Below are 26278 nucleotides of genomic sequence, written 5' to 3'. Positions count from 1 at the left end.
GTCACCAGCCCGACGCGGTGTAGACGACGGCACGGGCCGCCGGGTCGCCCCAGGCGAGTTCGCGGAGCAGGGCCGCGGTGCCCTCGTCGGGGTCGATCAGCGCGACCCCGCGCCGGGCGTAGGCGCGGCCGAGTTCCGCGCCGACCATGCCGGGGTGGCCGGCGGCCGGTGCCCAGGGCCCCCAGTGGACGGTCAGGGCCCGCCGGCCGGTGCGGGCGGCCCAGTCGGCGCCGAGCGTCTCCAGGGCGTCGTTCGCGGCGGCGTAGTCGGCCTGGCCCCGGTTGCCGAGGACGGCGGCGATGCTGCCGAACAGCACGGTGAACGCCGGTGCGGCGGGCAGCTCGTCCAGCGCGGCGAACAGCGCGCCGGCCCCCGCGGTCTTCGTGCCGTAGACCCGCTGGAAGGACTCGGGGGTCTTCTCGGCGATCAGCCGGTCCTCGATCACCCCGGCGGCGAAGACGACACCGTCGAGCCGGCCGTGTTCGGCGTGGATCTCCTTGACGGCCTGCAGGACGGCGTCCCGTTCGCGGAAGTCCACCGAGCGGTAGCGGGCGGGGCTGCCGAGGGCGGTGAGTTCGTCGAGCGTGCTGGTGATCTCCCGCTGGGCGAGGATCAGTCCGGCCGCCCGGTTGATCTCGTCGGGCCGCGGGGCGCCGGGGCCCGCGGCGAGCGCGGCCCGCAGCTCCACGGGGGTGCGGGCGGCGGCGGTGTGCGGGGCCTCGGGTCCGGTGGGTGCGGGTGTGCGGCCGAGCAGCTCGATCCGGCACCGGCAGGCGGCGGCCAGGGTGGCCGCGAACCGCGCCGTGATGCCCCTGGCCCCGCCGACCAGCAGGACCACGGAGTCCCGGTCGAGCCCGAGCGCGGCGGCCTCGGCGGCGCCGTCCGCGGCGGGTCCGGCGCCGGTGCTGCCGAGCGGGCCGAGCGGCACGGGCACCAGGTCCAGGCCACGGCGGTGTCCCGGGGCGGTGTGCAGCACGACGGGGGCCGGGTCCGGCGCGCGCAGTTCGGCGAGCACCGCGTCGGCGACGGCCGCCGGGCCGGTGTCGCCCACCGCCAGCACCCGCGCCAGCAGGTCCGGGTACTCGCGGCCCACGCTGCGGATGAGGCCGTCCAGCCCCGCCGCCCGCAGCGCCCCGGCGCCGTCGGCGGCGCGCACCGCCAGCAGTACGCGGGGCGCGCACGCCAGCGCCGCCCGGAGCACCGGGAAGGCGTCGGGCAGCACGGGGTGGTCCGGGCCGGGCAGTGCGCCCAGGTACAGGACGCCGTGGACCGGGCCGTCGGCGCCGAGGAGGTCGTCGGCGTCGAGGAGGTGGTCGGCGTCGAGGACCACGGTGTGGGCACCGGACGCGGCGAGCCGCGCGGCGACCTCGGCCGCGGCTTGGCCGCCGCCGAGCAGGACGAACCGCCTGCCGGACAGGTCGGTGGCGGGGTCCGGGCCGGGCAGCGGCACCGGCCGCAGCTCGCAGCGCCGGGGGGCGACGCCGACGGCCGTGTCCGGCTCCGCTTCGGTTTCGCGTACCGGACCGGACCCGGTGGCCGCGCCCGTCCGTGCGGTCAGCCACGCCGTGACGGCCGCCGCGGTGCGTGCCTTGGCAAGTTCCTCCAGTTCGGTGTCGTCCAGGAGTTCCGCGCCGCCCGCGATGCCCAGGCGCCGGGCGAGTTCCCCGGCGATCTCGGCGCGCTTGATCGAGTCGATGCTGAGGTCGGCTTCCAGGTCCAGGTCGGGCTCGATCATGTCGACCGGGTAGCCGGTGCGTTCGCTGATGATCTCCCGTACGACCCGCTCGACGTCGTCCGGCGCGGCGGGCTCGGGGTCACCGGCCGGCCGCACGGGGACGGACGGTTGCACCGGGACGGGCGGTTGCCGGACGGTCTCCACCGGTTCCGGGGCCGGTGCGGGCGGCGCCGGCCGGGCGGGCGCGGGTGCCGTGGCGCCGAAGTAGGTGAGCAGCACGTCCCGCTGGGCGGCGATCATCTCCCGGCTTGTGCGCAGGAATTCGGAGATCAGCGCGTCCCGGTCGGCCGGGGCGCCGTTCGGCTGGTCGGTCGTCACAGTCGTCTCCACGACGCGTCGGGCCGGCGCGAGGGCACCGGGCAGGAGGGCTCCGTCGGCCGTGCGCACGAGGTGTCCGTCGACCGTCCAGCCGGGCCGCTCCGGCGCCGGGGTGCGCAGCGCGTCGACGGCGTCGCGGCCCCGGAGGAGCCAGGCGGTGCGCACCGGCTGCCCGGCGACGGCGAGCCGGGCGAGGGCGTCGAGCCAGCCGGCCAGGCCGCTGTCGGCCCGGGGTTCGCAGGCGACCGTGCGGTGCGGGCGGTCGCCGAGGATCTGGCCGACGAGCCGGGTGAGGACCGTACCCGGGCCCGCCTCGACGAAGATCCGCGCGCCTGCCTCGTACATCGCCTCGATCTGCGCGGAGAAGGCCACCGGGGCGCCGATCTGGGCGGCGAGCCCGGCGCGCACCGCGTCGGGGTCCGGCGGATACGGCGCGGCGGTGCGGTTGGCCCAGACGGGGAACTCCGGGGCGCGGACCGGCTTGTCCGCGAGCACCTTGGCGAACCGCTCCCCCGCGGCCGCCACCAGCGGGCTGTGGAAGGCGCAGGCCACCGGGATGCGGCGGGCGCCGAGCCCGGTGGCGCCCAGCGCCCGTACGGCGGTGTCGACGTCCGCGGTGGGTCCGGAGATCACCGTCTGCTCGGGCGAGTTGACGTTCGCGACGACGACCGACTCGGGTACCCCGGCCGTGCGCAGGGCGTGGACGACGGTGTCGGCGGGGGCGCCCACGGCGGCCATGGTGCCGGGTTCGTCGCCGGCCGCCGCCAGGATCGCTCCGGCCCGCTCGGCGCTCAGCTCCAGCAGGGTCTCCGGGTCGAGGGCGCCGGCCGCGGCGAGGGCGGCCAGCTCGCCGTAGCTGTGCCCGGCGGCGAGGTCCGGGTGGACGCCGGCCGAGGTGAGGAAGGCGTGGGCGGCGAGGCCGGTGATGCCGAGGGCGGGCTGTGCCGTCCGGGTGTCGGTGAGCGCGGCCCGCCGGCGGTCACGGGCGGTGTCGTCGAAGGCGGCCGGCGGGTGCAGTCGGTCGGCGTGGGCGCGGCCGAGGTGCAGGTAGTACCGCAGTTCGGGCAGGGCGACGAGCAGCTCGGCGAGCATGCCGGTGCGCTGGCTGCCCTGGCCGGGGAAGAGGAAGGCGACCTGGCCGACCGCCGGGTCCGACAGGTGTGTCCCGGCGCCCGGGTCCCCGGACAGCACGCGCCGCAGGTGCGCGGCGAGTTCCCCGGTGTCGCGGGCCACGAACGCAGCCTGGACCGGCTCCTGGGAGGTGTCGGCGCGGCGGGCCGCGGCGAGAGCGAGGTCACGCAGCCGCCAGGGGCTGCCGTCGGCCTCGGCGGCCCGCAGGAGCTCCTCGGCGTCCCGGTGGGCCGCCGCCCGGTCCCGGCCGCGCAGGAGGAACAGTTCGGCGGGCCAGGCGTCCAGGGCCTGCCGGGGCGGCGGTGCGTCCGCGTACGCGGCGAGGACGGCGTGGAAGTTGGTGCCGCCGAAGCCGAACGCGCTGACTCCGGCGAGGCGTTCGGCGGCCAGCGCCGTCCACGGCCGGGCGCGGGTGTGGAAGACGAACGGGCTGTCGTCCTCGTCCCAGGCCGGGTTGGGCCGCTGAAGGTGCAGGGTGGGCGGCTGGACGCCGGTGTACAGCGCCAGGGTGGCCTTGATCAGTCCGGCGAGTCCGGCGGCGCACTTGGTGTGCCCGATCTGCGACTTGACCGAGCCGAGCGCACAGCCGCCGGTCGCGGCACCGGCCTCGGCGAACACCTCGCCGAGCACGGCGAGTTCGGTGCGGTCGCCGACGACGGTCCCGGTGCCGTGCGCCTCCACCAGACCGACCGCGGCGGGCGGCACACCGGCGTTGCGGTAGGCCCGCCGGAGCGCGGCCCGCTGGCCTTCGGGGCGGGGTGCGGTCAGGCCGAGGGAGCGGCCGTCGCTGGCGGAGCCGAGGCCCTTGACCACGCCGTAGATCCGGTCGCCGTCGCGTTCGGCGTCCGCGAGCCGTTTGAGGACCACGCAGGCCACGCCCTCGCCGAGGGCGATGCCGTCGGCGGAGGCGTCGAAGGCGCGGGACCGGCCGGTCGGGGAGAGCGCGTGGACGGAGGAGAACAGGACGTAGTCGTTGATGCCGTTGTGCAGGTCGGCGCCGCCGCACAGCACGAGGTCGCTGGTGCCGCAGACGAGTTCCTTGCAGGCGACGTCCAGCGCGGCGAGCGAGGAGGCGCAGGCGGCGTCGACGGTGTAGTTGGCGCCGCCGAGGTCGAGGCGGTTGGCGATCCGGCCGGAGATGACGTTGGCGAGCATGCCGGGGAAGGAGTCCTCGGTGAGCCGGGGCAACCGGTCGTCCAGGGCGTCGGGGACCTTGCCGTAGTAGGACGGGAGGACGGCGCGCAGGGTGACGGCGTTGGACAGGTCGCTGCCGGCCTCGGCGCCGAAGACGACGGAGGCGCGGGATCGGTCGAACTCCCGCCCGCGGTCGCCGTATCCGGCGTCGTCCAGTGCTCTGCGGGCCGCCTCCAGGGACAGCAGCTGGACGGGTTCGATGCTGCCGAGGGAGGCGGGCGGGATGCCGTAGCGCAGCGGGTCGAAGGGTACGGGCGGCAGGAAGCCGCCCCACCGGGACGCCGTGTGGCCGGCGGTGTGGTGCACGGCGGGGTCCCAGCGGTCGGGCGGGACCTCGGTGACGGCGTCGCGTCCGCTGACGATGTTCGCCCAGAAGGCGGCGAGGTCGGGGGCCTGCGGGAACATGCACGCCATGCCGACGATCGCGATGTCGAGCGGCGGGGGCGGCGGGGGTTCGGGGGTGGCGCGGGGGCCGGGGTGCGCGGTGCGGGCCTGCGCGGCGGGAGGGGCCTGGGTGTCCGGTGCGGCCGGTTCGGCCCGTGCGGTCAGGAAGTCGGCCGCGCCGTCGGTCACCGCGTGGTGGAGGGCCGCGACGGTGGTGGGTGCCGAGCGCAGGACGGCGACCTGCCCGGCCATGAACAGCCCGTCGGTCAGCTGCCGTTCCTCGCCGACGTCCCGCAGCTCGCCGTCGTCGGCGCGGGTCAGGCCCTTGCTGGCCAGGCGCAGCCGGCCGACGTTGAGCCGCTCCAGCCGTTCCCACACCTCCCGGTCGGGCAGTCCCTGGGCCCGTAACGCGGTCTCCCGGTCGCGGTAGTCGCGGGTGAACGGGCTGGGCACGCAGCGGGTGGCGTGCCCGGGTGCGGTCTCCAGCAGCGCGGTCCCGGTGGCGTCGAGGACCTGGCGCTGGAACAGCGGCCGGACGGCCCCGTGGGTGACGGCCTCCCCGGTGAACAGGTAGGCGGTGCCCATGAGGACGCCGACGGCGGCGCCCCAGGCGGTGAGCGGGGCGGCCAGCGCGGCGACCATGGCCGCCGACCGCGCGTCGTGGACACCGCCCGCGAAGAACAGCTCCAGTCGCCGCGCCGACTCCGGCCCGGCCTCCGCCAGGAAGTCCTCCAGGACGGCGAGTTGGGCCTCCCAGAGCGGGAAGGACGCGCGGGGGCCGACGTGCCCGCCGCACTCGGACCCCTCGAACACGAACCTGCGCGCGCCCGCGTCGAGGAACTGGCGCAGCAGCCCCGGCGAGGGCACGTGCAGGAAGGTGCGGATCCCGGCCCGCTCCAGCGCCTCGGCCTGGGCGGGCCGGCCGCCCGCGATGACGGCGTGCGTGGGCCGCAGCTCGCGTACGGCGTCCAGCTGGGCGGTGCGGATGTCCTCGGGCGCGAAGCCGAGCACGCCCACGCCCCAGGGCCGGCCGTCGAGCACGGCCCGCGCCTCGGTGAGCAGGTCCCGGGTCCGGGCGCCGTCGGCCAGGGCCAGCGCGAGGAAGGGCAGGGCCCCGTCGTCGGCTACGGCGGCGGCGAATCCCGCCTGGTCGCTGACCCGTGTCATGGGCCCCTGCGCGACCGGCAGCCGGGTGCCGAGCGCCCGGCTCATGGCCGACCCGGGCCGCAGGGCCGTGGCCGCCGGTGTCGCCCCGGCCCCGACGGCCTCCCGCATCGCCGCCGACAGTCCGCGCACGACCCCGCGCACGTCGCGCCACCGCTCGGCGAACCGGGGGGCGAGGCAGCCGTCCTGGCCCACCGGGAGCAGCCGGCCGTGCGGTTCGCGGGCGCCCAGCAGGGCGGCGACCGCCCGGGGGTCGTCGGCGGGCGGCTGCGGTGCGCCCGGGCCGCGGCGCCGCAGTACCCGGTGTCCGCCGAGCAGTACGGTCTCCGAACCGTCCAGGGACCGCAGCACCGCCCGAATCGCCTCGGGCAGCTCCGACTCGGCGAGCAGGGCCAGTTGGCTGTCGAGGACGACTCCGGCCGCGCCGCCGGCCACGGCGGCCGCGGCCGTGCGCGGGCCGATGCCGCCGCAGGCCCAGACCGGCAGGCCGGTCGACTCCGGGTCCGCCAGCAGCTGTTGCAGCAGGACGAAGGTGCTCAGCTCGCCGACCCGGCCGCCGCTCTCGCAGCCCCGGGCGATCAGCCCCCGGGCGCCCGCCCGGACGGCGGCACGGGCCTGCCCGAGGTCGGTCACCTCCGCCAACACGCGGCAGTCAGGCGCGAGTTGAGCCGGCGTCCAGGGCGCGTCCGGGGTCAGGACCACGGTGTCGACGGCACCGCCGAGGTCGGCAGGGGTGAGGGCACAGCGCCCGGTCACCCGTACGCCGAAGGGGCCCGGCGCGGCCCGTCCGAGCCGGGACAGCTGCTCGCGGGATCTTCGGTCGCCGGAGCCCAGGTCGAGGACGCCGAGTGCGCCGACCGCGGTGGCGGCGGCGGCGAGAGCGGCGTCGGGTTCTCCGAACGGGGTGAGGCACAGGATCAGGTCGTGGGCACGCACAGGGGAGGTCATGATGCTCCGGCACGATCGGCGGGGACAGCACGGTGGGGGTACGCGCGGCGAGACACTCTGGTGCGAGGGCAACGGAAACTAGCGAGGCCCTTACTCGCGGGTCAATAACGGCGCAGCCTTTCCGTGTGCGGGGGCGCCGATCCGGCCAGCGCGCCGAATTCCCCGCAAGCGGCGCCAAATCCAGTGATTCCCTGCGCGGGCGCGTGACCGTCCGGTCGGGTACCCGGCACCGGCACGAGCTCGGCATACCGTCCGCCCGCCGCACCGTGCGCTCGTCCCCGCGCCGCGCGACCGTACGTCCGGCCGCCGTCCGTCCGTTCCGGATCGCGTCGGCCCGGTGGCTCGAACCAGGCCGACGGGAAACGGACAAGGGGCCCGAGGGCTCCCACAAGCGGGGGCACCCCGTGCCGGGTGCCCCCGTCCGCGCAGGTCAGCCGAGCACCGCCCGCAGTGTCGCCGCCGCGGTACCGCCGTCCCCGGCGGCCGGCTCGGTGAGCGTGTCGACGACCGGAGCCACGAGGTCCTTCGCCTGCTGGACGGCTCCGACTCCGGCCCCGGTTCCGGTGGCCGGCCGCTGTGCCTCGGCGGCGCGGATCCGGGCGACGCGCGGTGTGTCCCGCTTCTCCGTGGGCCCCGGCTCGTCGGGCGAGGTGCCGCCGTCGTGCCGCTGACGGCCGGGAGACCGCCCGGCTCCGCCGGTCGACGGGCCCGGCTGCCCGGCACCGGGCCGGGCTCGCTCGTCGGGTGCGTCCGGCACCGCGTCGGAACGCGGCCGTCCGCCGGCCGCCGCCGGCTCCAGCACCCACCGCTGCCGGGCCGAGCCGTCGCGTTCCGCCACTTCGACCCGGGCGCCGGAACGGCCGGATCCGGCTGCGAGGGCGAGCCCGTGGTGCCAGCGCGGCAGGATCTCGCCGCGCACCGTGAAGTCGTACGACACCTCCCCGGCGGGGACGACGCAGCCGGCCAGCACGACGTTCTTCGTGCCGGGGTCGGCGGCGAGGCACAGGGTGGGGTCGGCGGCGCTGCGCAGCAGGCCGTCGTCCTGGTACGACCACTGCTGCGCGGGGGCTGCCGTGCAGGGGGCGAGCCGGACACCGGCGCCCGCCTCGACCCGTTCGCCGCGCACCGCCAGGCAGCGCCCGGAGGCCAGGGCGCGCAGGGTGCCGTGGGCCGTCTCGGCGGGTTCGCCGACGGAGGCGGTGGCGGGCGAGGGTGCGGGACGGGTGCCGGTGCCGCTCGGCCGTGGCGTGTTGCCGGCGGGGGCGCCCCAGGTGACGGCGGGGCCGGGGACACCGTTGTCATCGGACCGGCCGCGGACCGCGAGGACGGTGGCGAGCAGGGCGAGGGAGGTGAGTCCGACGCCGATGGTGACGGCCCTGCGGTGGCGGTTCTCCGGTCCGGTGCGGTGCCGGCCGCCGGACACCGGCGGTGCGGCCGGCGGCGCCTGCGGGGGCGGGGGCGGCCACTCCTGGGGGGCGCCGCGGCCGGGCCGGGAGTCGAGGTAGCGGCGGGCGCCCCAGCCGAGCACGGTCTCGGCGAGCAGCAGGGGCAGGGCGCCGTCGAAGTGGCCGAGTTGCTCGGCGGCGTGCCGGCAGTGGCGGCAAGCCGTCAGGTGCCGGCGGACGTCGGGCAGCAGGGTGCCGCCGCGGCGGATGGGGACGTCGAGGAGCCGGTTGTAGAAGCGGCATTCCCGGGTGGGTGCGAGTTCGCGGTGGGCGCGTACGCAACCGGCGCGGAATTGCTCGCGCGCCTGCTCCAGGGCGGTCGTGGCGTCGGCCGGGTCGAGGCCCAGCAGACCAGCGGGTATGTTTATGGGTTCCGCTTCGACCTCGGTGTGCCAGAGAAGGCATTGTGCGGCGCCGGGAAGGGCCCGGAATGCGCGGGCGGCGAGCTGCCTGCTTTCCGGCGGGCCGGGCTTTGTGGCGCGCAGTCCGCGACCGCCGGTGGTTTTGCGCAATTCCGTCAGGGCGATGCAGGCGACGTCGTCCGCGGCCCAGGCGCGGACGGTGTCCCGGACGGCGACGAGCAGATGGGGGCGCAGGGCGCTGCCGGTCACTCCGCCCGGCATGCGGCCGAGCACGTGGTGGAAGGCCGCGGTGGCCACCAGCTGGGCGGTGGGGCCGGCGGCTGTCAGGCAGACCACGGCGTAGTCGCGGGTGGCCCGCCAGTGCCGGGCGAGCAGCAGCGCGACGGCGTGATGGCGGCCGTCGTCCGGGCCGTTCAGCCGGGCGAGGAGAGCGCGGTCGGGCTCCCCGGCCGGGCCGGGCAGGGGCGGGTGGGGCGGGCGTGGGGGGTATGGGGACTGCACGGAACCATTTCCTTTCCAGCCGCAGGACCGTATGCGCAAGGGGGGTCCTGTCGGAAAGCAGTGCCTGATTGGTGCATACCTAAAGGGCCGGCTTCGACGTCGACGCCTGCCTTTGCCCTCCCGCGGGGAGGCTCACCTTGGCACACGCTGCTCACAGGAAACAAGGAGTGTGAATGCCCTCGGCGGCAAAGCCGGGGAATTTCCCAATGGTTACCGCCGGTATCCCCGGCAGGTGGGCTGAACGGTAGTCAAGTACCGTCCGGCTAAAGCCGGATGGCAGCCGAAATCTCCGCCTTCCGGCACGCTCACGCCGGTTGACGGCCGCCGGGCGATCCACACCGGCTCGTAGATACCGAAGACGTCCCGTGCGGTGGCGCCGAGGCGCCGGAGACGATGGGGGGCCGTCAGGCGGAGCGGGGACGCGGCGACGACCGCGCGCCTGCCGTGGTCGCCGGCGGCGGGAACCCGGTTGCTCCACGTGCTGCCGTGGATGGAGGAGGCGCCGCAGATGACGGACGTGCCGGCCGGCGGCCGAAAAGCGCCGGTGCGGGCGGTCCGGAGGAGGGGGAACGGGGCGACGCGGACGGACACGCGGGCCGGAGCAGCCTGCCGTACGGCGCTGCTCCGGCCCGCGCGGTGACCGTGGTCTCGCGGCTCACTGCCCCTGGTCGGTCGGCCGGAGGGTCCACAGGACGCTCATCTCGCCGGTGACGGCGCCGTCCGCGCGCCGGATCTCGATCGACACGGGGAACTCGGGGCGCCGGCCCGCGTCCAGTTCGGCGACGACCTCGGCGGCCGGGCGGCCCAGCGTGGCGGTCGCGGTGACGGCCCCCATCGCCAGCTTCCTGTAGGCGATCTCGGCCCGCACGGCGAGCGGTACGGCACGCGAGAGCTGGTCGCCGAAGGCGGCCAGCACGATGGCGCCGCTGGCCGACTCCCCGAGGGTGAACATCGCACCGGCGTGCGGGCCGCCCACGTGGTTGTGGTACGCGCCCTGGTCCGGCAGGGACACCACGGCCTTGTCGGGCGTGGTCTCCAGGAACTCGAGGTTCAGCGTCCGGGCCATGGGCACGGTGGCGGCGAGCATCTCGCCGATCGACATCTGGTCTGCGCTCATGCCGCCATGTTACTCACGAGTAGCGAAGGCTGGCCAGCGAAGCCCACTAGGGTTACGAGCCATGTGGCCAGATCAGCAGCCGCCAGGGGGCGCGCAGAACCCGCAGAACAACCAGCAGAACCCGTACCAGCAGCCGGGCTACCAGCAGCCGAACCCGTACCAGCAGCCCGGGTACCAGCAGTACCCGCAGGCCGACGCGTACGGTCAGCAGGCGCAGCCCGGTCCGTACGGACAGCAGCAGCAGTGGGGGCAGCCCCCGACGGTGCCGGTGCCCCAGCCCCCGCAGGGCGGCGGCGGCCGTACCAAGCTGATCGCGATCATCGCGGCCACGGCCGTCGTGGTCACCGCCGCCGTGACCGGCTACCTGGTGCTGGGCGGCACGAAGGACGACGAGGCGGACAACGGAAAGGGCGGACAGAGCACGAGCCCGTCGCCGACCGGCTCCTCGCCCGCCTCGCCCACCTCGACCACGACCGACAACCCGCGTTCCGGCGAGTCGGAGAAGCCGACGGTCCCCGGCTGGAAGGTCGTGGTGAACCCCAAGCACGGCACGGCCTTCGACGTGCCCGCCGACTGGGAGGTGGAGAAGCCCGGCGTCTTCTCCTTCTTCGAGGACGAGGTGAAGGGCGACGGCTCGGCGTACATCGGCTTCTCCGCCCCCGCCTTCCTGAAGCCGGACTACTGCACCTCCGACAAGGGCGGCTACAAGGAGTCGCACGCGCTCGCGGGCAGCGGCACGAAGGGCGAGAACGGCGCCAAGGACACCGCGAGCACCGCAAGCGGCGACTCGGCCGCCTTCGCGTTCGGCGGGTACACCGACCAGTCCAAGGCGGCCAGGAAGTACCTGCGGGTCGGCAAGGCAAAGCCCTACACGACGGCGTCGGGCGTCAAGGGCAGCGTCGCGACGTCGTACGTCGTCGGCGTGCCGAAGAAGAACAAGTGCGACACCGACGGCAAGGCCGTCACGTTCGCCTTCAAGAACTCCAAGGGCAACTTCGTCTCCTGGACGCTCTACGGCGCCAAGGGCGTCAAGGACGAACTGTCCGACGCGACCATCGACAAGATCCTGACCACGGTACGCCTGCACGGCGACCCGATCGCGGACTGACCGGACCCGGAACCGCCGCGCGGGCGGTCGCCGTCCGCCCGGCGGCGTCAGCCGATGCCGAACGCCCCGTCGGGCGGTTCGGGTGAGGGAACCGCTTCGGCGTCCTCGACCGGGCGGGCCGAGCCGATGAACTCGCGCACCGCCGGGCCGTGTTCGACCCGCGCCGGAAAGGCGTCCGCCGCGGCGCGGCGGGCGACCGCGGCGACGTCCAGCGGCCGGTGCGAGGCCACGACCACCGCGTTGCCGAACCGTCGCCCGCGCAGCACCGCCGGCTCGGCGATCAGCGCCGTCTCCTCGAAGACGGCCGCCAGGTTGGCCAGTTGGGAGCGGAGGAAGCCGAACGGCGCCGCGTCCGCGAGGTTCGCGACATAGACCCCGCCGGGCCGCAGCACCCGCTCGGCCTCGCGGACGTAGGGAAGCGTGGTCAGGTGCGCCGGCACCCGGGACCCGCCGAACACGTCGGCGACCAGCACATCGGCGTGGTCGTCCGGCGCCTCCTGCAGCCAGGCCCGGGCGTCGGCCGCGTGCAGGGCGACACCCGAGCCCTGCGGCAGCGGCAACTGCTCGGTGACCAGCTCCAGCAGCCCCCGGTCGGCCTCGACCACGTCCTGCCGCGAGCCGGGCCGGGTGGCGGCCACGTACCGGGGCAGGGTCAGCGCGCCCCCGCCGAGGTGCACCACGTCCAGCGGCGCGCCCTCCGCGGAGACGGCGTCCAGAACGAACCCCAGCCGCCGGGCGTACTCGAACTCCAGGTACGCCGGGTCGTCGAGATCGACGTACGACTGCGGCGCCCCGTCGACGGTGAGCAGCCAGGCCCGCTCACGGTCGACGTCGGGCATCAGCTTGGCGGTGCCGTGGTCCGTGGTGCGGGAGACGGGTATCTGCTCGGTCACCCGTTCATTGTGACGCGCGGGGAAGCGGCGCGGGAAACCGCGCGGCCGGCCGGAACGGCCCCGCGGTCCCCCACGCGCCCCGCGGTCCCCCACGCACCCCGGTCTCACTCCACCGTGATCACGGTTCCCGCTCCCACCGTGCGCCCGCCCTCACGGACGGCGAACCCGAGCCCCGGCTCCAACGGCACCTCCCGCCCCAGTTCGACGGTCATCTCCACCGTCTCCCCGGGCCGGGCGACCGCCGCCTCGCCGAGGTCCACGTCCCCGACGACGTCCGCCGTCCGGATGTAGAACTGCGGCCGGTAACCGGTGGCCACCGGCGTCGTCCGGCCCCCCTCACGCGCCGAGAGCACGTACACCCGCGCCGTGAAGCGGCGGCTCGGCACCACGCTCGCCGGGGCCGCGACCACGTGCCCGCGCCGTACGGCGTCCCGGGGCACGCCCCGCAGCAGGAGTGCCACGTTGTCCCCGGCCTGCGCCTCCTCCATCGGCTTGCCGAAGGTCTCCAGACCGGTCACCACGGTCTGGACGTCGGCGCCGAGCACGTCGACCCGGTCGCCGACCCGGACCACCCCTCTCTCGACGGCACCGGTCACGACGGTCCCCCGCCCGGTGATGGTCAGCACGTTCTCGACGGGCAGCAGGAACGGCGCGTCGAGGTACCGCTCGGGCATCGGCACGTACGTGTCCACCGCGTCGAGCAGCGCCTCCACGGACGCCGTCCAGCGCGGCTCGCCCTCCAGGGCCCTCAGCCCGGAGACCCGTACGACGGGTACCGCGTCGCCCGGGTAGCCCTGGGCGGTCAGCAGGTCGCGGACCTCCAGCTCGACCAGGTCGGTCAGCTCCTCGTCCCCGGCGTCGGCCTTGTTCAGCGCGACCACGATGTGGTCGACGCCCACCTGCCGGGCGAGCAGTACGTGTTCGGCGGTCTGCGGCATGATCCCGTCGAGCGCGGAGACGACGAGGATCGCCCCGTCGAGCTGGGCGGCACCGGTGACCATGTTCTTGACGTAGTCGGCGTGGCCCGGCATGTCGACGTGGGCGTAGTGCCGGGTGTCGGTCTCGTACTCGACGTGGGCGATGTTGATGGTGATGCCGCGGGCGGCCTCCTCCGGGGCGCGGTCGATGCGGTCGAAGGGCACGAAGGTGCCGGTGCCGCGCTCGGCGAGGACCTTGGTGATGGCGGCGGTCAGGGTCGTCTTGCCGTGGTCGACGTGACCCATGGTGCCGATGTTCAGGTGCGGCTTGGTGCGCACGTAGGCGGTCTTGGACATGGCTGTACCTCGAAGCCTCTCGGGCGTGGCGAAGGATGCGGGACCCCGGGGACTCGCCGACCCTCCCCCTGCGGGGTCCGCCGGACGATCCGGAGAGGGTCAGCTTCGGGCGCCGTCGACAGCGGCCACGAGGATCAGGACGGCAGCCTTCGGCGCATCCGCGACGGCGGATGCTGCGAGGAGGAAGGCGTACCGGAACACGGGGTCGATCATCGCCGACGGCCCGTCCGGCGTCGAATGGTTTTCGGGGCGGGTGAGTTCGGGCTCACGGCGCTCACCCCGGATCGTCGGTTAGGGTCTCCGGATGCTCGATGCCGACCGCTCTGGCACCGTCGCGGCCTCTCCCCGGGCCGCCGCCACCCTGCTGTCCCCTTACGCCCGGCTCTCGCTGCTGCTCGCGCTGCTCGCGGGCGCCGCCGTCTGCGTGCTGCTGTTCGAACCGCAGCGGCTGCTGACGCACGGCTTGCCGCCGCAGCTCGGCGGGGCCGCGGCGGCCGTCGTGTTCGCGGCGGCGTACGGGCTGTGCACGGTGGCGTTCGTACCGCGCCCCTTGCTGAACCTGGCCGCGGGCGCGCTGTTCGGCTCCCAGCTGGGGCTGGCGACGGCGCTCGCGGGCACGGTGCTCGGTGCCGGGGTCGCGTTCGGGCTGGGCCGGATGCTCGGGCAGGACGCGCTGCGCCCGCTGCTGCGGGGCCGCTGGCTGAAGGCGGCCGACGGGCAGCTGAGCCGGCACGGGTTCCGGTCCATGCTGGCCGTCCGGCTCTTCCCGGGGGTGCCGTTCTGGGCGGCGAACTACTGCGCGGCCGTCTCCCGCATGGGCTGGCTGCCGTTCCTGCTGGCCACCGGTCTCGGCTCGATCCCGAACACGGCCGCCTACGCGGTCGCCGGCGCCCGCGCCTCGGCGCCGACCTCCCCCGCCTTCCTGATCGCGATGGCCGGCATCGCCGTACCGGCGCTGGCGGGCACGCTGGTGGCCTGGCGCAAGCGCCACCAGCTGCGCGGCCGGTGAGGGATCAGACGCCCTCCAGGATCATCGCGTTGGCCAGTCCGCCCGCCTCGCACATGGTCTGGAGGGCGTAGCGGGCGCCGCGTTCGCGCATGGCGTGGACCAGGGTCGTGGTCAGCCGGGTGCCGCTCGCGCCGAGCGGGTGGCCCAGCGCGATCGCGCCGCCGTGCACGTTGACCTTGGCGAGGTCGGCGCCGGTCTCCTGCTGCCAGGCGAGGACCACGCTGGAGAAGGCCTCGTTGACCTCGAACAGGTCGATGTCGCCGAGTTCCAGACCGGCCTTGCGCAGCACCTTTTCCGTCGCCGGGATCACCCCGGTGAGCATCAGCAGCGGGTCGGAGCCGGTGACGGCGAAGCTGTGCAGGCGGGCCAGCGGGCGCAGGCCGAGCCGGGCCGCGGTGTCGCTCGAGGTGATGAGGACGGCGGAGGCGCCGTCGTTGACGGGACTGGCGTTGCCCGCGGTGACGTTCCACTCGATCTGCGGGAAGCGCTCGGCGAAGCCGGGGTCGTGGTAGGCGGGCCTGAGGCCGGCGAGGATCTCCGGGGTGGTGTCCGGGCGGACGCACTCGTCGCGGGCGACGCCGTCGAGCGGTGCGACCTCGGCGTCGAAGAGCCCGCCGCGCCACGCGGCGGCGGCCTTGCGGTGCGAGGAGGCCGCGAACTCGTCCATCCGCGCGCGGGTCAGGGACCACTTGGCGGCGATGAGTTCGGCGCTGATGCCCTGCGGGACCAGGCCCTCCGGGTAGCGCTCGGCGACGCCGGGCCCGAACGGGTCCTTCCCGGCGGGCACGTTGGACCACATCGGCACCCGGCTCATCGACTCCACCCCGCAGGCCACGACGAGGTCGTACGCGCCCGAGAGCACGCCCTGCGCGGCGAAGTGCACCGCCTGCTGGGAGGAGCCGCACTGGCGGTCCACGGTGGTCGCCGGGACCGACTCGGGCAGGCCGGCGGCGAGGACGGCGTACCGGGTGGTGTTCATGGCCTGCTCGCCGACCTGGTCGACGGTGCCGCCGATCACGTCGTCGATCAGCGCCGGGTCGACGCCGGAGCGCTCGACCAGAGTGCGCAGGGTGTGCGCGAGGAGCTGTACGGGGTGGACGTGGGCGAGGGAGCCGTTCGGCTTGCCCTTGCCGATCGGGGTGCGTACGGCTTCGACGATGACTGCGTCTCGCATGGGCGGGCCTCCGACGTGATCCCTAGGGCTACCAGTGAGTAGGAAATCCGGACTCACCATAGCGCTGTAGGTTGGAAAATCAAACCCTCCTCTAGACTGGGCCGCATGGCCGCCACGAAGGACCCGCGCCCCTGCTCCATCGCCGACGCCCTCGCGGTGGTCGGGGAGAAGTACTCGCTGCTCGTCCTGCGCGAGGTGTGCCTGGGCAACGGCCGCTTCGACCAGCTCGTGCGCAACACCGGCGCCCCGCGCGACATCCTGTCCGCCCGGCTGCGCCGGCTCGTGGAGGCCGGCATCCTCACCAAGCGCCTCTACAGCGAGCGCCCCCAGCGCTTCGAGTACCGGCCCACGCAGGCGGGCCTGGAGCTGGAGCCGGTCCTGATGACCCTCAAGGAGTGGGGCGACCGCCACCTCCGCAAGGGCGTCGGCCTGCCGATGGCCGTCGAGCACGCCTGCGGCCACGAACTGGTGCCGGTGGTGACCTGCCAGGCCTGCGGCGACCCGGTGCGCCACGAGGACCTGACGGCCCGTCCGCAGGCCCCGGGCTGGGGCCTGACCGGACCGACGGCCGCGTAACCGGATCCCCGCCCCCGCGAACCGGCGGCCGCCCGCCGACTGCCCGGCCCCTGGTGCCGCGCCGCCGGCCGGGCCCGCTACGCTTCGTCCGTCACATGATCACCTCATCTCCGAACAGCGCTTGGACGCCATACCTTCATGTCTTGGTTTGAATCCCTCGTCCTCGGACTCGTCCAGGGGCTGACCGAGTTCCTGCCCGTCTCCTCCAGTGCGCACCTGCGGCTGACCGCGGCGTTCTCGGGCTGGAAGGACCCGGGCGCGGCCTTCACGGCGATCACGCAGATCGGCACGGAGACCGCGGTGCTCATCTACTTCCGCAAGGACATCGGCCGGATCATCTCGTCGTGGTTCCGCTCGCTGTTCGACCGGACGATGCGGCACGACCACGACGCGCAGATGGGCTGGCTGGTGATCGTCGGCTCCATCCCGATCGGGGTGCTGGGCGTGACGCTGAAGGACCAGATCGAGGGGCCCTTCCGCGATCTGCGGGTCACCGCCACCATGCTCATCGTCGTCGGCCTGGTCATCGGCATCGCCGACCGGCTGGCGGCCCGCGACGAGACCGGCGGCCGGCACCGGGCGCCCAAGCAGCGCAAGACGCTGGAGAGCCTCGGGGTCAAGGACGGCCTGGTCTTCGGTCTCTGCCAGGCCTGCGCCCTCATCCCGGGCGTCTCCCGCTCCGGCGCGACGATCAGCGGCGGCCTGTTCATGGGGTACAAGCGCGAGGCCGCGGCCCGCTACTCGTTCCTGCTCGCCATCCCGGCCGTCCTCGCCTCCGGCGCCTTCGAGGTGAAGGACTCCCTGGGCGAGGGCCATGTGGACTGGCCGCCGACCCTGTTCGCGACGGTGATCGCGTTCGCCTCGGGATACGCGGTCATCGCATGGTTCATGAAGTGGATCTCCAACAAGAACTTCATGCCGTTCGTCTGGTACCGCATCGCCCTGGGCATCGTGATCATCGCCCTGGTCGGCGCGGGCGTGCTCAGCCCGCACGCGGCGGAGTCGGCGGGCTGAGGGCCCCCCACCATCGCGGTTTCGGACATCTTCGGCGCCCGGGCCGCCCGCCTATGACCTGGGCAACTTCCAGGAACCGCACGGTAGTTCGCCGCTACGGACGGATGACCGGGCGGCGCCGGTGACCAACCCCATACCTTCTGCGTAAGCACGCGGTAGCGCACCGTCAGTCCTTGCGCCTAGGCTGGTCCGCATGTCCCCCGAATCCCCGTCCCCTGGTTCCGTGCGGTCTGCCGCCGAGGTGAACGAGCAGATCCGGGCGCTGTGGCTGCGTGCGGGCGGCACCCTGTCGGCCCAGGAGCGCACGGAGTACGAGCTGTTGGTGATCGAGTGGGCCGAGGCGATCCGCGCACGGGTCATCGAGGCGGCCTGACCCGGAGATCCGCAAACGTCCCACCCCCACGGCACCGCTCAGGCCCGCAGGTGCGCAAGCACCTCGTCGGCCACCGGGTACGGCGGCTCCACCGGCACCAGCGCGCTCGCCCGCTCCCGTTCGCCCGCCCGCACCAGCGCGGCCTGGTCCGCGTGCAGGGCGGGCACGTAGTGGGACAGGCAGGCGTGGCGCAGGGCCCACTCGAAGCCCTCGCGGCTGTTCGCCTTCCCCTGGCGTGTCTAGTTGATACGGGCGCTGCCCCCGGGAACGTTCATGAAGCTGCAGAACTCCGAGTACTTGAGGCGTGAGCAAGTGCGCGGATCAGTGATCTTCTGTCCAGCGTCGTCGAGATCGGTAACCGACGCCACTCCTGTTTTGTGCGCCCAGAAGCCGTCGCTGTTCTTGCGGTACCAGTGGAAGTCGACGCCAGGTTCCACCACGAGGGCGACCAGCACGCCTTCCGAAGGACAGACGTTGTCGGCAGCCGGGGTGTACACCAGGCCGTCGTAGAACGCGTAACGGCTGAGGTGATCACAGTGGCAGTCAGCGGCGGTGATGGACCGGCCACTACCTCGGCCGGGTTGGGCGAACGTGTCGGTGCGCACATTGGTGGCGTAGTTATAGCAATTGTTGGTGCACTGCCTGCACCAGTCGGGGTTCTTCCCCTTACAGTCGATGGAACGAGCCGTTGCGTCACTCCACTGCTCCGGGGCCGCAGCCGGTGCTGACGGACAGCCTGCCACCGCGAGTACATCCTGACCCTGCGGCGGCGACAGCCACCACTCCACCGTTCGCGCGGCGGCCAGGCCGTCCCGGAGGAAGTCCAGTTCCACCGGGCTGCTCAGCACCTGCCCGGCTGGTCCCCGTTCGGAGCAAATGTAGTCCTCCACCTCCGGATAGGCCGCCCATCGCCGCAGCCCCGGACCGAGCAGCCGCCCGGCCACCAAGCGGAAGACCGCCGGCAGAAACGGCACCGGCTCGCCGACCTGTTCGACGACGAGCCCGCGGTAGCCAAGATGCGGACGCGGGCTGGCTTGCTCGGCAGCGTCGATCAGGTCGCCCGGCGCGAGCCGGGCGAGCAGTTCCCCGGCCTCAGGGCCCGCTATCTTGACGACCGGGTTAGGCCGACCGCTGAACATGTCGAACGTGATCCGCAGGCGGGTTATGGCCATGTCGTCGTTGCCACCTCGATGATCGTGACCGAACAGCGGTCATTGGCGTCTGTGGCGGTCCCAGCGTCCGCTACCAACGGTGCGCTTACCTGCGTTGATTCCGGTGACCACGAGATCGTTCCCGGGCAGGCCCAGATGGACTCCCTTGGGATTCGCGAACGCCTGCATCGAGCCGACATCTTGGCTCTCGACCTGGATGGTCATGCCGAGTTTCGCCTCGTCATCGTGGGAGTACGCCGAGGCAGCCGAGGTGATGATGAGGGTCCCGCCGTAACTGCTGAACCCACCACTTGCCACCCACTCGCCGCCAGTCTGCCGAGCGGCGGGGGCGTTGGCCAGGACCTGGGTCACGTTGAGCACAGTGGGCGGCGCCATGACCTCGAAGATGGTGATGGCATAAGCGTCGTTACTGTCGATGGTGGTGCCAGCGGCGGGCGTGGCGACGAGGCTGTGATCCCCGGCTGGGATGCTTTTGATCAGGAAGTCGGCCGGTACAAACGCCAGGTGCCAGTTCTTGTTGTTCGCGAAGATCTGGATAGTTCCGTGACACGTGTCGTCGATGCACAAGTCCATTCCGGTCATCGCCTGCCCGCTCGTGCTGAAGCCGGTGGCGGAGGCACACACGAGCAGGTACCCGCCGCGCGAGCGGAAGGAGGTGCTCACGTACTGGCTGGGGGAAGAGGGAGGGCCGACCTTTCTGCAGACCCTCCGCCAGACGGCCGGTGCCCCGAGTTCGAGGACGGTCAGGCAGACATGGTCGTTTCCGTCGGTGACCGTCGCCTTCCCAGCGGTGATCTTCGCCGAGGCGGCCGGGTCCGGCTGGAGGTTACCAAGTAATAACCGCTGCCTGAGCATGGCCAGGTGAGTCAGACCTGGATTGGCGAAAATGCGAGTGGTAAAGGGTGCACTTCCGCCGATTGTGAGATTCGCCTGTAGCCCTGTGTCGCCTGATCTATTCCAGCCGGAGGCGGTGAAGAACGCGTTTGCAGGCCACGTCATTCATCACCTGCGTCACGCGAGTGACCGGGCCGAGAGCTCCTGTCGCCCGAGTAGAGCCGCCAGGCGCTGCTGTCTCCAACGGATCAGTACCGACGTCCGCGGTATGTGCATCATCACCCACAGCGCTACCCCTCTCGCTGGTTTCACCGAGTAGCTGTAGCTCTTGGACGAGGCCGGCACGGTATGGTCCCGCGTAGGCACCAGCAGCGTGGACGTGCACCCCCACCCTCGCAACTCGACGTGCGTGGCAACGCGAGCCTCCCGCCGATCTTCGACGTCTGTCGGGCCGAAACACAGCTATTGATGCCAAGAGCAGCCCAGAGGACCTTGGCAGCGCCACCGTCATCATCGGCGACGTCGGGACGCTGATCATCGTGGAGGCGGGGACGCGCTCGACAGGAGCAGCATGTGGAACGCCGAGGAGGTCCGTCTCCTCGGGCCGGCACCGGCGCCGGTCAGGCAAAGGCCCTTGAACAGGACCGGCCTGGGCCGTGTGCGCCCTTCCCTCCCTCCGCCGGCTCTCCCTGGCCTGGAGTGGCTGAGCAACGTGAACGGCAACAGAGCGACCGCGCTCAAACAGTTCATCACCGGCTGGTATCCCGCGATGCCCAAGGCGCCCGAACGACCATCGCCCGGCTTCCCTCGGAGTGCAGAACCGGATCATTCCCGCGGCCAAGCTCCGGGCAGATCCGAATGGCCTGATCGTCTTCGGCGAGGAGAACCAGGGAGGTTTCGTCTGGTCGCTGCCGCGGACACCGGACGACCCAGAAGCCGATCTCACCGTGTGCCCCTGGTACCTCACCCAGTTCCATGTGGCCCCGGGGCTCGTCCTGCACGTCTCGGGCTCAGTAGATGACAACAGCTTCAGCGTCTGGGCCGGCGCCACCCACCGCAGTGCTCTCGCCCCGCTGGCCGATGCCGCAGTCGAGTGGAATCAGTTCGACGTGTGATCTCGCTGCGTCCCCTTGTGCCCGCAAGACATGGATGCCGACAGATTGCGGAGCGTTTACCGGAGAGGTTCCCACGACTTGATGCGCAGGCCGGCTCGGTCAGGCTCCGGTGCCACCAAGGAGGGTGTCGTCCGGCCTGCGTGTCCACAAGGACAGGTCGCTGCTGGTCGCCACGGCGATGGTCTGTCCAGAGGGCGAGAAGCCCGCTGTGCGGAATGTGGAGTAGTTCGAGTGGAAGATGTGCCACCACTGCTCTGCGTGCGGACCGGCGTGGGGCAGCCCGCCGTCGCGGGACAGCAGGACGCGCTCGTTCGGCCAGGCGGGGTGACGACCTCCAGGATCCAGCCGTCCCCGGTGGTGGTGTGCAGCCCTCCACCGAAGAGCCCCGCGATGCGCACACGGCTCCCGGCAATCGGCCCCAGTCCTGGGCAGGACAAATCAGCAACCGCGTCAGGGGTGCTGTCCTCGGGGTCGGGATCGCGATCCCTGGCGATCCTGGCCCCGGTGACGGCGTCGAAGAGACCGTGACCGTCCGAGGAGACGACCATCACCAGATCATGGCCGGTGTCGGGATGTGTCGCGAAGCCGATCCCGAGCAGACCGCCGACGGCAACGCCGTATGTGTACTTGAAGACGGGCCGCCAGGGTTCGGGAGCGGGCACCACGCGGGCCGCGAGAAGCCGGTTCCGCATCGCTCGCTGGTACGCCGAGAGCTCGGGCTCCGACCGCTCGGCCGGCTCCGCCTTCTTCGTCCGCTTCATCACGGATCCCATGATCCATGCTTCGGCGGGCTCACCCAACGGAGTTGATGCAGCCCAGCGCTCAAGCACGTGCTCTTGCACGATCATTGGGGCACAGCGTGGATGCATGTGTTCTGTTGCATATCAGTTGCCTGAAAAGGGGCTTGCGTGCGTGATGGTTTCGGAATCATGCCTACATGACTTTGTGGCAGGTATTGCGCTGGGTGGGGGCTGCTGTCGGCCTGGGTGCTCTGATCGTATTCTTCGCCCTGCTGGGGCTGGATCGGGCAGATCAGTTGAGCAGCGTGCTGAGTCTGTTCTTCACGGTGGCCGGGTTCGTGCTGGCGGTGGTGGGCCATCTGCAGCAGCAGCCTGCGAATGGGCCCTCGCCTGTCGCTCGTGGTGGGTCGATCGCCTCGCGTGGAAGTGTGCGCGGTTCGAAGGCCATCGATACCGGTTCGAGTTCCGCTCCGTCCGGTTGGCCGTCCCCGCCGCCGGGAGATACGGGTCCGTTGGCCGACAGTGGGTCGATCGCGGCAGACGGTGACGTCCGGGACTCCGAGGCCCGGCGGGGTTCGTAGTGGGCCGCCGGAAACCGAGCCGCACAAAGCGCGGCGATGGCACACCGGGCCTGTCGGCCGACAAGGGCTCGATCGTGGCGGGCCGGGATGTCAAGAGCGCCACGTCTTTCCATACGCACAACACGGTGTTGCCTACGGGGGCGCTGAAGAGCGCGCCGAGGGTGAAGGCGCCGGCAGGCCTGAGCAACCTGCCGCAGCCGCATGGGTTTGTCGGGCGTGATCGCCAGCTTGCCGCGCTGGATACGGCGTTCGCCACGTCGGGGGAAGTGGTCGTACAGGCCCTTCACGGCTTGGGTGGGGTCGGTAAGTCCACGCTGGCCGCGTACTGGGCCAGGACACGTTCACGGAGCTCCCCGCAATGGTGGATCACCGCTGAGTCGCCCGCCGACCTGGACGCCGGTCTGGCGGATTTCGCGGTTGCCCTTCATCCCGTCCTCACGAGCACGGAGATGGGAGCCGACGATCTACGAGAGTGGGCCCTGTTGTGGCTCGCTGCCCACCGGAACTGGCTCATCGTGCTGGACAACGTCAACGACCCCCAGCATGTCCGTCCGGTCATCGAGCGGGCTGGTCACGGTGGCCGCTTCCTCATCACCAGTCGCCGTGCCACCGGCTGGCACCAGCTGTCCTCCACCGTGCCCCTAGACGTCCTGGAAGAGGCGGAAGCCGTCGAGTTGTTCACCCGCATCCTCAACCACGAGAAGCAGCGGGACAGTGACGGCGCCGCCGAGGTCTGCGCGGAAGTGGGCTGCCTCCCCTTGGCGGTGGAGCAGGCAGCCTCGTACTGCGCCGAGACCGGCGTCTCCCCCCGCGCCTACCTGGACCTGCTCACCAGCAGGCCGGCCGAGATGTTCGCCACGACCGCAGAGGCCGGTGACGCGGACCGCACGATCGCCCGGATCTGGAGCATCACCCTCGACCGCCTCAAGGACACACCGCTGGCGGGAGAGGTGCTGCGAGTACTGGCCTGGTACGCCCCCGACAACATCCCCCGCAACCTCCTCGACGACCTCGCCTACCCACCCCCGCTACGCTCGCGAGTCGCACAAGTACGGTCTCAACGCGCGCATGAGATCACCGGGCGGCGTCACCGACTTCTCAAGTTCGCCCTCTCCCACATCGATGAACTCGCTGACCCGCAGGCGCTGAACACGGCCATCGGCAGACTGGCCGCCTACAGCATGATCAGCGCACAGGACGGCACCATCACCGTGCATCGGCTGGTCCAGGCCCTCGCACGGACTCCCGGTCTCAAGGATCTTCACCGCCGTGCCAAGGACATCACAAACGCACAACGGGTAGCAGCGAACGCCTTGGAATCCCGCCTCCCGACAGATGCCGGCGATCCCGGCACCTGGCCGACATGGCATGCCTTGCTGCCCCATGTCATCGCCCACACCGATCACACTCCGCCGGAATCGGAAACCGCCGCCACCGCTCGGCTTCTGAGGAACGCGTCGGAGTTCCTCCGCCAGCAGGGAGCTGTGGCCCGTGGCACAGCCGCTGGAAGCCGCGCAGCCCACATACACGAGCGCCTGCTAGGAAAAAGGCACCGCGCCACCCTGACCAGCCGCGACAACCTCGCAACCGCCTATCAGGACGCCGGGGACCTCAAGCGCGCCATCCCCCTGTTCGAGTCCAATCTCGCCGACATCGAACGCCTCCTCGGCACCGACCACCCCAACACCCTGGCCAGCCGCAACAACCTCGCAACCGCCTACCAGAACGCCGGGGACCTCAAGCGCGCCATCCCCCTGTTCGAGTCCAACCTCGCCGACACCGAACGCCTCCTCGGCACCGACCACCCCAACACCCTCACCTACCGCAACAACCTCGCAACCGCCTACCAGAACGCCGGGGACCTCAAGCGCGCCATCCCCCTGTCCGAGTCCAACCTCGCCGACACCGAACGCCTCCTCGGCACCCACCACCCCACCACCCTCACCTACCGCAACAACCTCGGACTCGCCTACCAGAACGCCGGGGACCTCAAGCGCGCCATCCCCCTGTTCGAGTCCAACCTCGCCGACACCGAACGCCTCCTTGGCACCGACCACCCCAAAACCCTGACCAGCCGCAACAACCTCGGACTCGTCTACCAGAACGCCGGGGACCTCAAGCGCGCCACCCCCCTGTTCGAGTCCAACCTCGCCGACACCGAACGCCTCCTCGGCACCGACCACCCCGACACCCTGATCTACCGCAACAACCTCGGACGCGCCTACCAGGACGCCGGGGACCTCAAGCGCGCCATCCCCCTGTTCGAGTCCAACCTCGCCGACACCGAACGCCTCCTCGGCACCGACCACCCCAAAACCCTGACCCGCCGCAACAACCTCGCAACCTCCTACCAGGACGCCGGGGACCTCAAGCGCGCCATCCCCCTGTTCGAGTCCAACCTCGCCGAAAGCGAACGCCTCCTGGGCACCGACCACCCCAACACCCTGACCTACCGCAACAACCTCACAACCGCCTATCAGGCCGCCAAGAAATCCCACGCACGACGTGGAAGAACTCGTTCAGGACTACAGCAGCACCGCGGAGCAGATACCTCCTGAGGCCCGCGCCCTGAAAGTCCCCCATGGATTGGGGCTGTGAACGCGGCTTGATGACCCATGTCAAGCCTCGCTATGCCTGCTGCCTGCTGCCTGCTGCCTGCTGCCTGCGGCCGGCGTGCTCCGTGGGGTCGAGCAACGGGTCGAAAATCGGTGGTCACCTGAGCTGACCGAGCCCACGCTGTACGCCATGGAAGAACCGCTCCGCACGATCCGCGCGCTCCACACGGCGTCCACGATCACCGTCTACCAGGCGTACTCTCCTGAGATCGGACTGCCCGCCATCCGAGACGGCCGTTTTCCCGCCGCGTGGAAGCGTGGCCGCATGACGTGGATCAAACCCAGTTTCCTGTGGATGATGTACCGCTCCGGCTGGGGCATGAAGGAGGGGCAGGAGACCGTCCTCGCCGTCGAGATCACCCGCGACGGCTTCGACTGGGCGCTGCGCCATGCCTGCCTGTCGAGTTACGTGCGCGAACTGCATCCCGATCGCGACACCTGGCAGCGTGACCTCAAGCGCGCACCGGCCCGTGTCCAGTGGGACCCCGAACGCGATCTGCACCTGCGTCCCCTGCCACACCGCTCGCTGCAACTGGGGCTCTCGGGTCAGGCATCGTCGCGCTACGCGGGCGAGTGGATCGTGTCCATCAGCGACGTGACCCCGCTCGCCAACAAGATCCACGCACTCGTCAGGGACGGCGAACTGGACTCAGCCACCCGACTGCTCCCCCAGGAGCAGGGATACCCCGCCGGTGCAGAACTCCTTGCCCACCTGCGCCCCTGACCGGCAATCCGGGCACAACCGCCGACATCACCCACAGGTCACATGGCAGCACAGGTCGGTGAACACTGCATGATGATCCAGGTCATCCGGTCCCGCTTCCCGTTTCCTCGTGCACGGGGACAGCCCCGGCCGCCGCACGCGCCCCGCACCACCGAATATTCACCACGCACGGCACTTGGATCCGCGCCCGCGGTGCCCAAAACTGGGCCGATGACGCAGCGTGCGGAGTTCGCGACCGTGAGGGACCGACTGGCCGTGGACGACCTGGTGACCGCGTACGCGGTGGCGGTGGACGACGGCGACTGGAGGGGCTACCGAGACCTGTTCACGGCGGACGGACGCGCCGACTACCGCTCGGCGGGCGGCATCGAGGGCGACGCGGACCGGGTCGCCGCCTGGCTCGCCGAGAGCCTGGCCCTGTGCGCCATGCGCCAGCACCTGATCGTCAACCGGCTGGTGCGCTTCGGCGCCCTCGACCACGACACCGGCGACACCGCCCGCGTCCGCGCCGACTACGTCAACCCGCTGCGCTTCACCGGCGCGGACGGCTCCGCCGCGCCGGACCTGGTGTGCGGCGGCCGGTACGACTTCGGGGTCCTGCGCACACCGGACGGCTGGCGCCTGAGCGAGGTCGTCGTGCACGAGAAGTGGCGCCGGGGCGTCGCCGACCGGGGACGCACGTCCTAGGCCGTGTCCGCAAAGTCCCTCCTGCCCCGCGACGCCTGGCACGCACTCTCGCCGCACCGGGCGCAGACCCAAGTACGTCCAGTACGAGGG

The 26278-nt window shown here is 72.2% G+C and carries 19 protein-coding genes and 1 pseudogene; 10 read left to right on the top strand and 10 right to left on the bottom strand.

What is annotated here, in order from left to right; translation table 11 throughout:
• Position 1 precedes the first annotated feature (1 nt).
• The 3 genes from ABZ923_RS32280 to ABZ923_RS32270 form a co-directional block, all read right to left on the bottom strand.
• On the bottom strand, positions 2-6874 hold the full coding sequence (locus ABZ923_RS32280) for an SDR family NAD(P)-dependent oxidoreductase (protein ID WP_361478843.1): 6873 nt from the start codon (positions 6872-6874) through the stop codon (positions 2-4).
• A gap of 430 nt (positions 6875-7304) precedes the next feature.
• Positions 7305-9182, bottom strand: a complete 1878-nt coding sequence (locus ABZ923_RS32275) for an RICIN domain-containing protein (protein WP_361478840.1) — start codon at positions 9180-9182, stop codon at positions 7305-7307.
• A 655-nt stretch (positions 9183-9837) separates the two neighbouring features.
• Positions 9838-10284, bottom strand: a complete 447-nt coding sequence (locus ABZ923_RS32270) for a DUF4442 domain-containing protein (RefSeq protein WP_361478855.1) — start codon at positions 10282-10284, stop codon at positions 9838-9840.
• 76 nt (positions 10285-10360) lie between these two features.
• On the opposite strand from ABZ923_RS32270, the gene ABZ923_RS32265 reads away from it, so the two are divergent.
• Positions 10361-11407: a hypothetical protein gene (locus tag ABZ923_RS32265; RefSeq protein WP_361478837.1), complete on the top strand. Its 1047-nt coding sequence runs from the start codon at positions 10361-10363 to the stop codon at positions 11405-11407.
• A 47-nt stretch (positions 11408-11454) separates the two neighbouring features.
• Here the strand turns inward: ABZ923_RS32265 and ABZ923_RS32260 are convergent, their stop codons facing one another.
• Entirely contained in the window at positions 11455-12300 is an 846-nt protein-coding gene (locus ABZ923_RS32260; RefSeq protein WP_361478834.1) for a fused MFS/spermidine synthase, read from the bottom strand.
• A 104-nt stretch (positions 12301-12404) separates the two neighbouring features.
• Positions 12405-13574: an elongation factor Tu gene (gene tuf, locus ABZ923_RS32255; RefSeq protein WP_361478831.1), complete on the bottom strand. Its 1170-nt coding sequence runs from the start codon at positions 13572-13574 to the stop codon at positions 12405-12407.
• A gap of 304 nt (positions 13575-13878) precedes the next feature.
• Here tuf and ABZ923_RS32250 point away from each other — a divergent pair, with 304 nt between their 5' ends.
• A complete protein-coding gene (locus ABZ923_RS32250; RefSeq protein WP_361478828.1) occupies positions 13879-14583 on the top strand; it encodes a VTT domain-containing protein in 705 nt (234 codons plus the stop codon).
• Between the two features lie 4 nt (positions 14584-14587).
• On the opposite strand, the gene ABZ923_RS32245 is transcribed toward ABZ923_RS32250, so the two are convergent.
• The gene (locus ABZ923_RS32245) at positions 14588-15757 is read right to left on the bottom strand and encodes a thiolase family protein (protein ID WP_361478825.1); all 1170 of its coding nucleotides are present in this window, start codon (positions 15755-15757) and stop codon (positions 14588-14590) included.
• 105 nt (positions 15758-15862) lie between these two features.
• Between ABZ923_RS32245 and ABZ923_RS32240 the strand changes: the two genes are divergently transcribed.
• From ABZ923_RS32240 to ABZ923_RS32230, 3 genes are all read left to right on the top strand, one after another.
• Entirely contained in the window at positions 15863-16333 is a 471-nt protein-coding gene (locus ABZ923_RS32240) for a helix-turn-helix domain-containing protein (RefSeq protein WP_361478821.1), read from the top strand.
• Positions 16334-16471: 138 nt separating this feature from the next.
• Positions 16472-17347, top strand: a complete 876-nt coding sequence (locus ABZ923_RS32235; protein WP_361478818.1) for an undecaprenyl-diphosphate phosphatase — start codon at positions 16472-16474, stop codon at positions 17345-17347.
• Positions 17348-17540: 193 nt separating this feature from the next.
• Positions 17541-17720, top strand: a complete 180-nt coding sequence (locus ABZ923_RS32230; protein ID WP_361478815.1) for a hypothetical protein — start codon at positions 17541-17543, stop codon at positions 17718-17720.
• A 38-nt stretch (positions 17721-17758) separates the two neighbouring features.
• Here ABZ923_RS32230 and ABZ923_RS32225 read toward each other — a convergent pair whose 3' ends face one another.
• The 3 genes from ABZ923_RS32225 to ABZ923_RS32215 all read right to left on the bottom strand — a co-directional run bounded on the left by ABZ923_RS32225 (position 17759) and on the right by ABZ923_RS32215 (position 19891).
• Entirely contained in the window at positions 17759-17887 is a 129-nt protein-coding gene (locus ABZ923_RS32225) for a hypothetical protein (protein WP_361478812.1), read from the bottom strand.
• A gap of 72 nt (positions 17888-17959) precedes the next feature.
• Entirely contained in the window at positions 17960-18892 is a 933-nt protein-coding gene (locus ABZ923_RS32220) for a hypothetical protein (RefSeq protein WP_361478809.1), read from the bottom strand.
• A gap of 39 nt (positions 18893-18931) precedes the next feature.
• The gene (locus ABZ923_RS32215) at positions 18932-19891 is read right to left on the bottom strand and encodes a hypothetical protein (RefSeq protein ID WP_361478806.1); all 960 of its coding nucleotides are present in this window, start codon (positions 19889-19891) and stop codon (positions 18932-18934) included.
• Between the two features lie 647 nt (positions 19892-20538).
• Here ABZ923_RS32215 and ABZ923_RS32210 point away from each other — a divergent pair.
• Positions 20539-20841 carry a hypothetical protein gene (locus tag ABZ923_RS32210; protein ID WP_361478803.1) on the top strand — a complete coding sequence of 101 codons (303 nt, stop codon included), beginning with the start codon at positions 20539-20541 and terminating at the stop codon, positions 20839-20841.
• Positions 20842-20940: 99 nt separating this feature from the next.
• Here ABZ923_RS32210 and ABZ923_RS32205 read toward each other — a convergent pair.
• Positions 20941-21614 (bottom strand): annotated as a pseudogene (locus tag ABZ923_RS32205) (hypothetical protein).
• A 164-nt stretch (positions 21615-21778) separates the two neighbouring features.
• Here ABZ923_RS32205 and ABZ923_RS32200 point away from each other — a divergent pair.
• The 4 genes from ABZ923_RS32200 (at position 21779) to ABZ923_RS32185 (ending at position 26188) form a co-directional block, all read left to right on the top strand.
• Positions 21779-22162 carry a hypothetical protein gene (locus tag ABZ923_RS32200; RefSeq protein ID WP_361478800.1) on the top strand — a complete coding sequence of 128 codons (384 nt, stop codon included), beginning with the start codon at positions 21779-21781 and terminating at the stop codon, positions 22160-22162.
• Entirely contained in the window at positions 22162-24720 is a 2559-nt protein-coding gene (fxsT, locus tag ABZ923_RS32195) for an FxSxx-COOH system tetratricopeptide repeat protein (protein WP_361478797.1), read from the top strand. Before ABZ923_RS32200 ends, fxsT begins: the two co-directional genes overlap by 1 nt.
• Before the next feature lie 187 nt (positions 24721-24907).
• Positions 24908-25501, top strand: a complete 594-nt coding sequence (locus ABZ923_RS32190) for a DUF4291 domain-containing protein (RefSeq protein WP_361478794.1) — start codon at positions 24908-24910, stop codon at positions 25499-25501.
• Positions 25502-25711: 210 nt separating this feature from the next.
• Positions 25712-26188 carry a nuclear transport factor 2 family protein gene (locus tag ABZ923_RS32185; protein WP_361478791.1) on the top strand — a complete coding sequence of 159 codons (477 nt, stop codon included), beginning with the start codon at positions 25712-25714 and terminating at the stop codon, positions 26186-26188.
• The last annotated feature ends 90 nt before the right edge of the window (positions 26189-26278 follow it).

The sequence above is a fragment of the Streptomyces sp. NPDC046881 genome (assembly GCF_040645015.1).
GTDB lineage: Bacteria > Actinomycetota > Actinomycetes > Streptomycetales > Streptomycetaceae > Streptomyces.
This window is presented reverse-complemented; position numbering and strand designations above follow the sequence as displayed.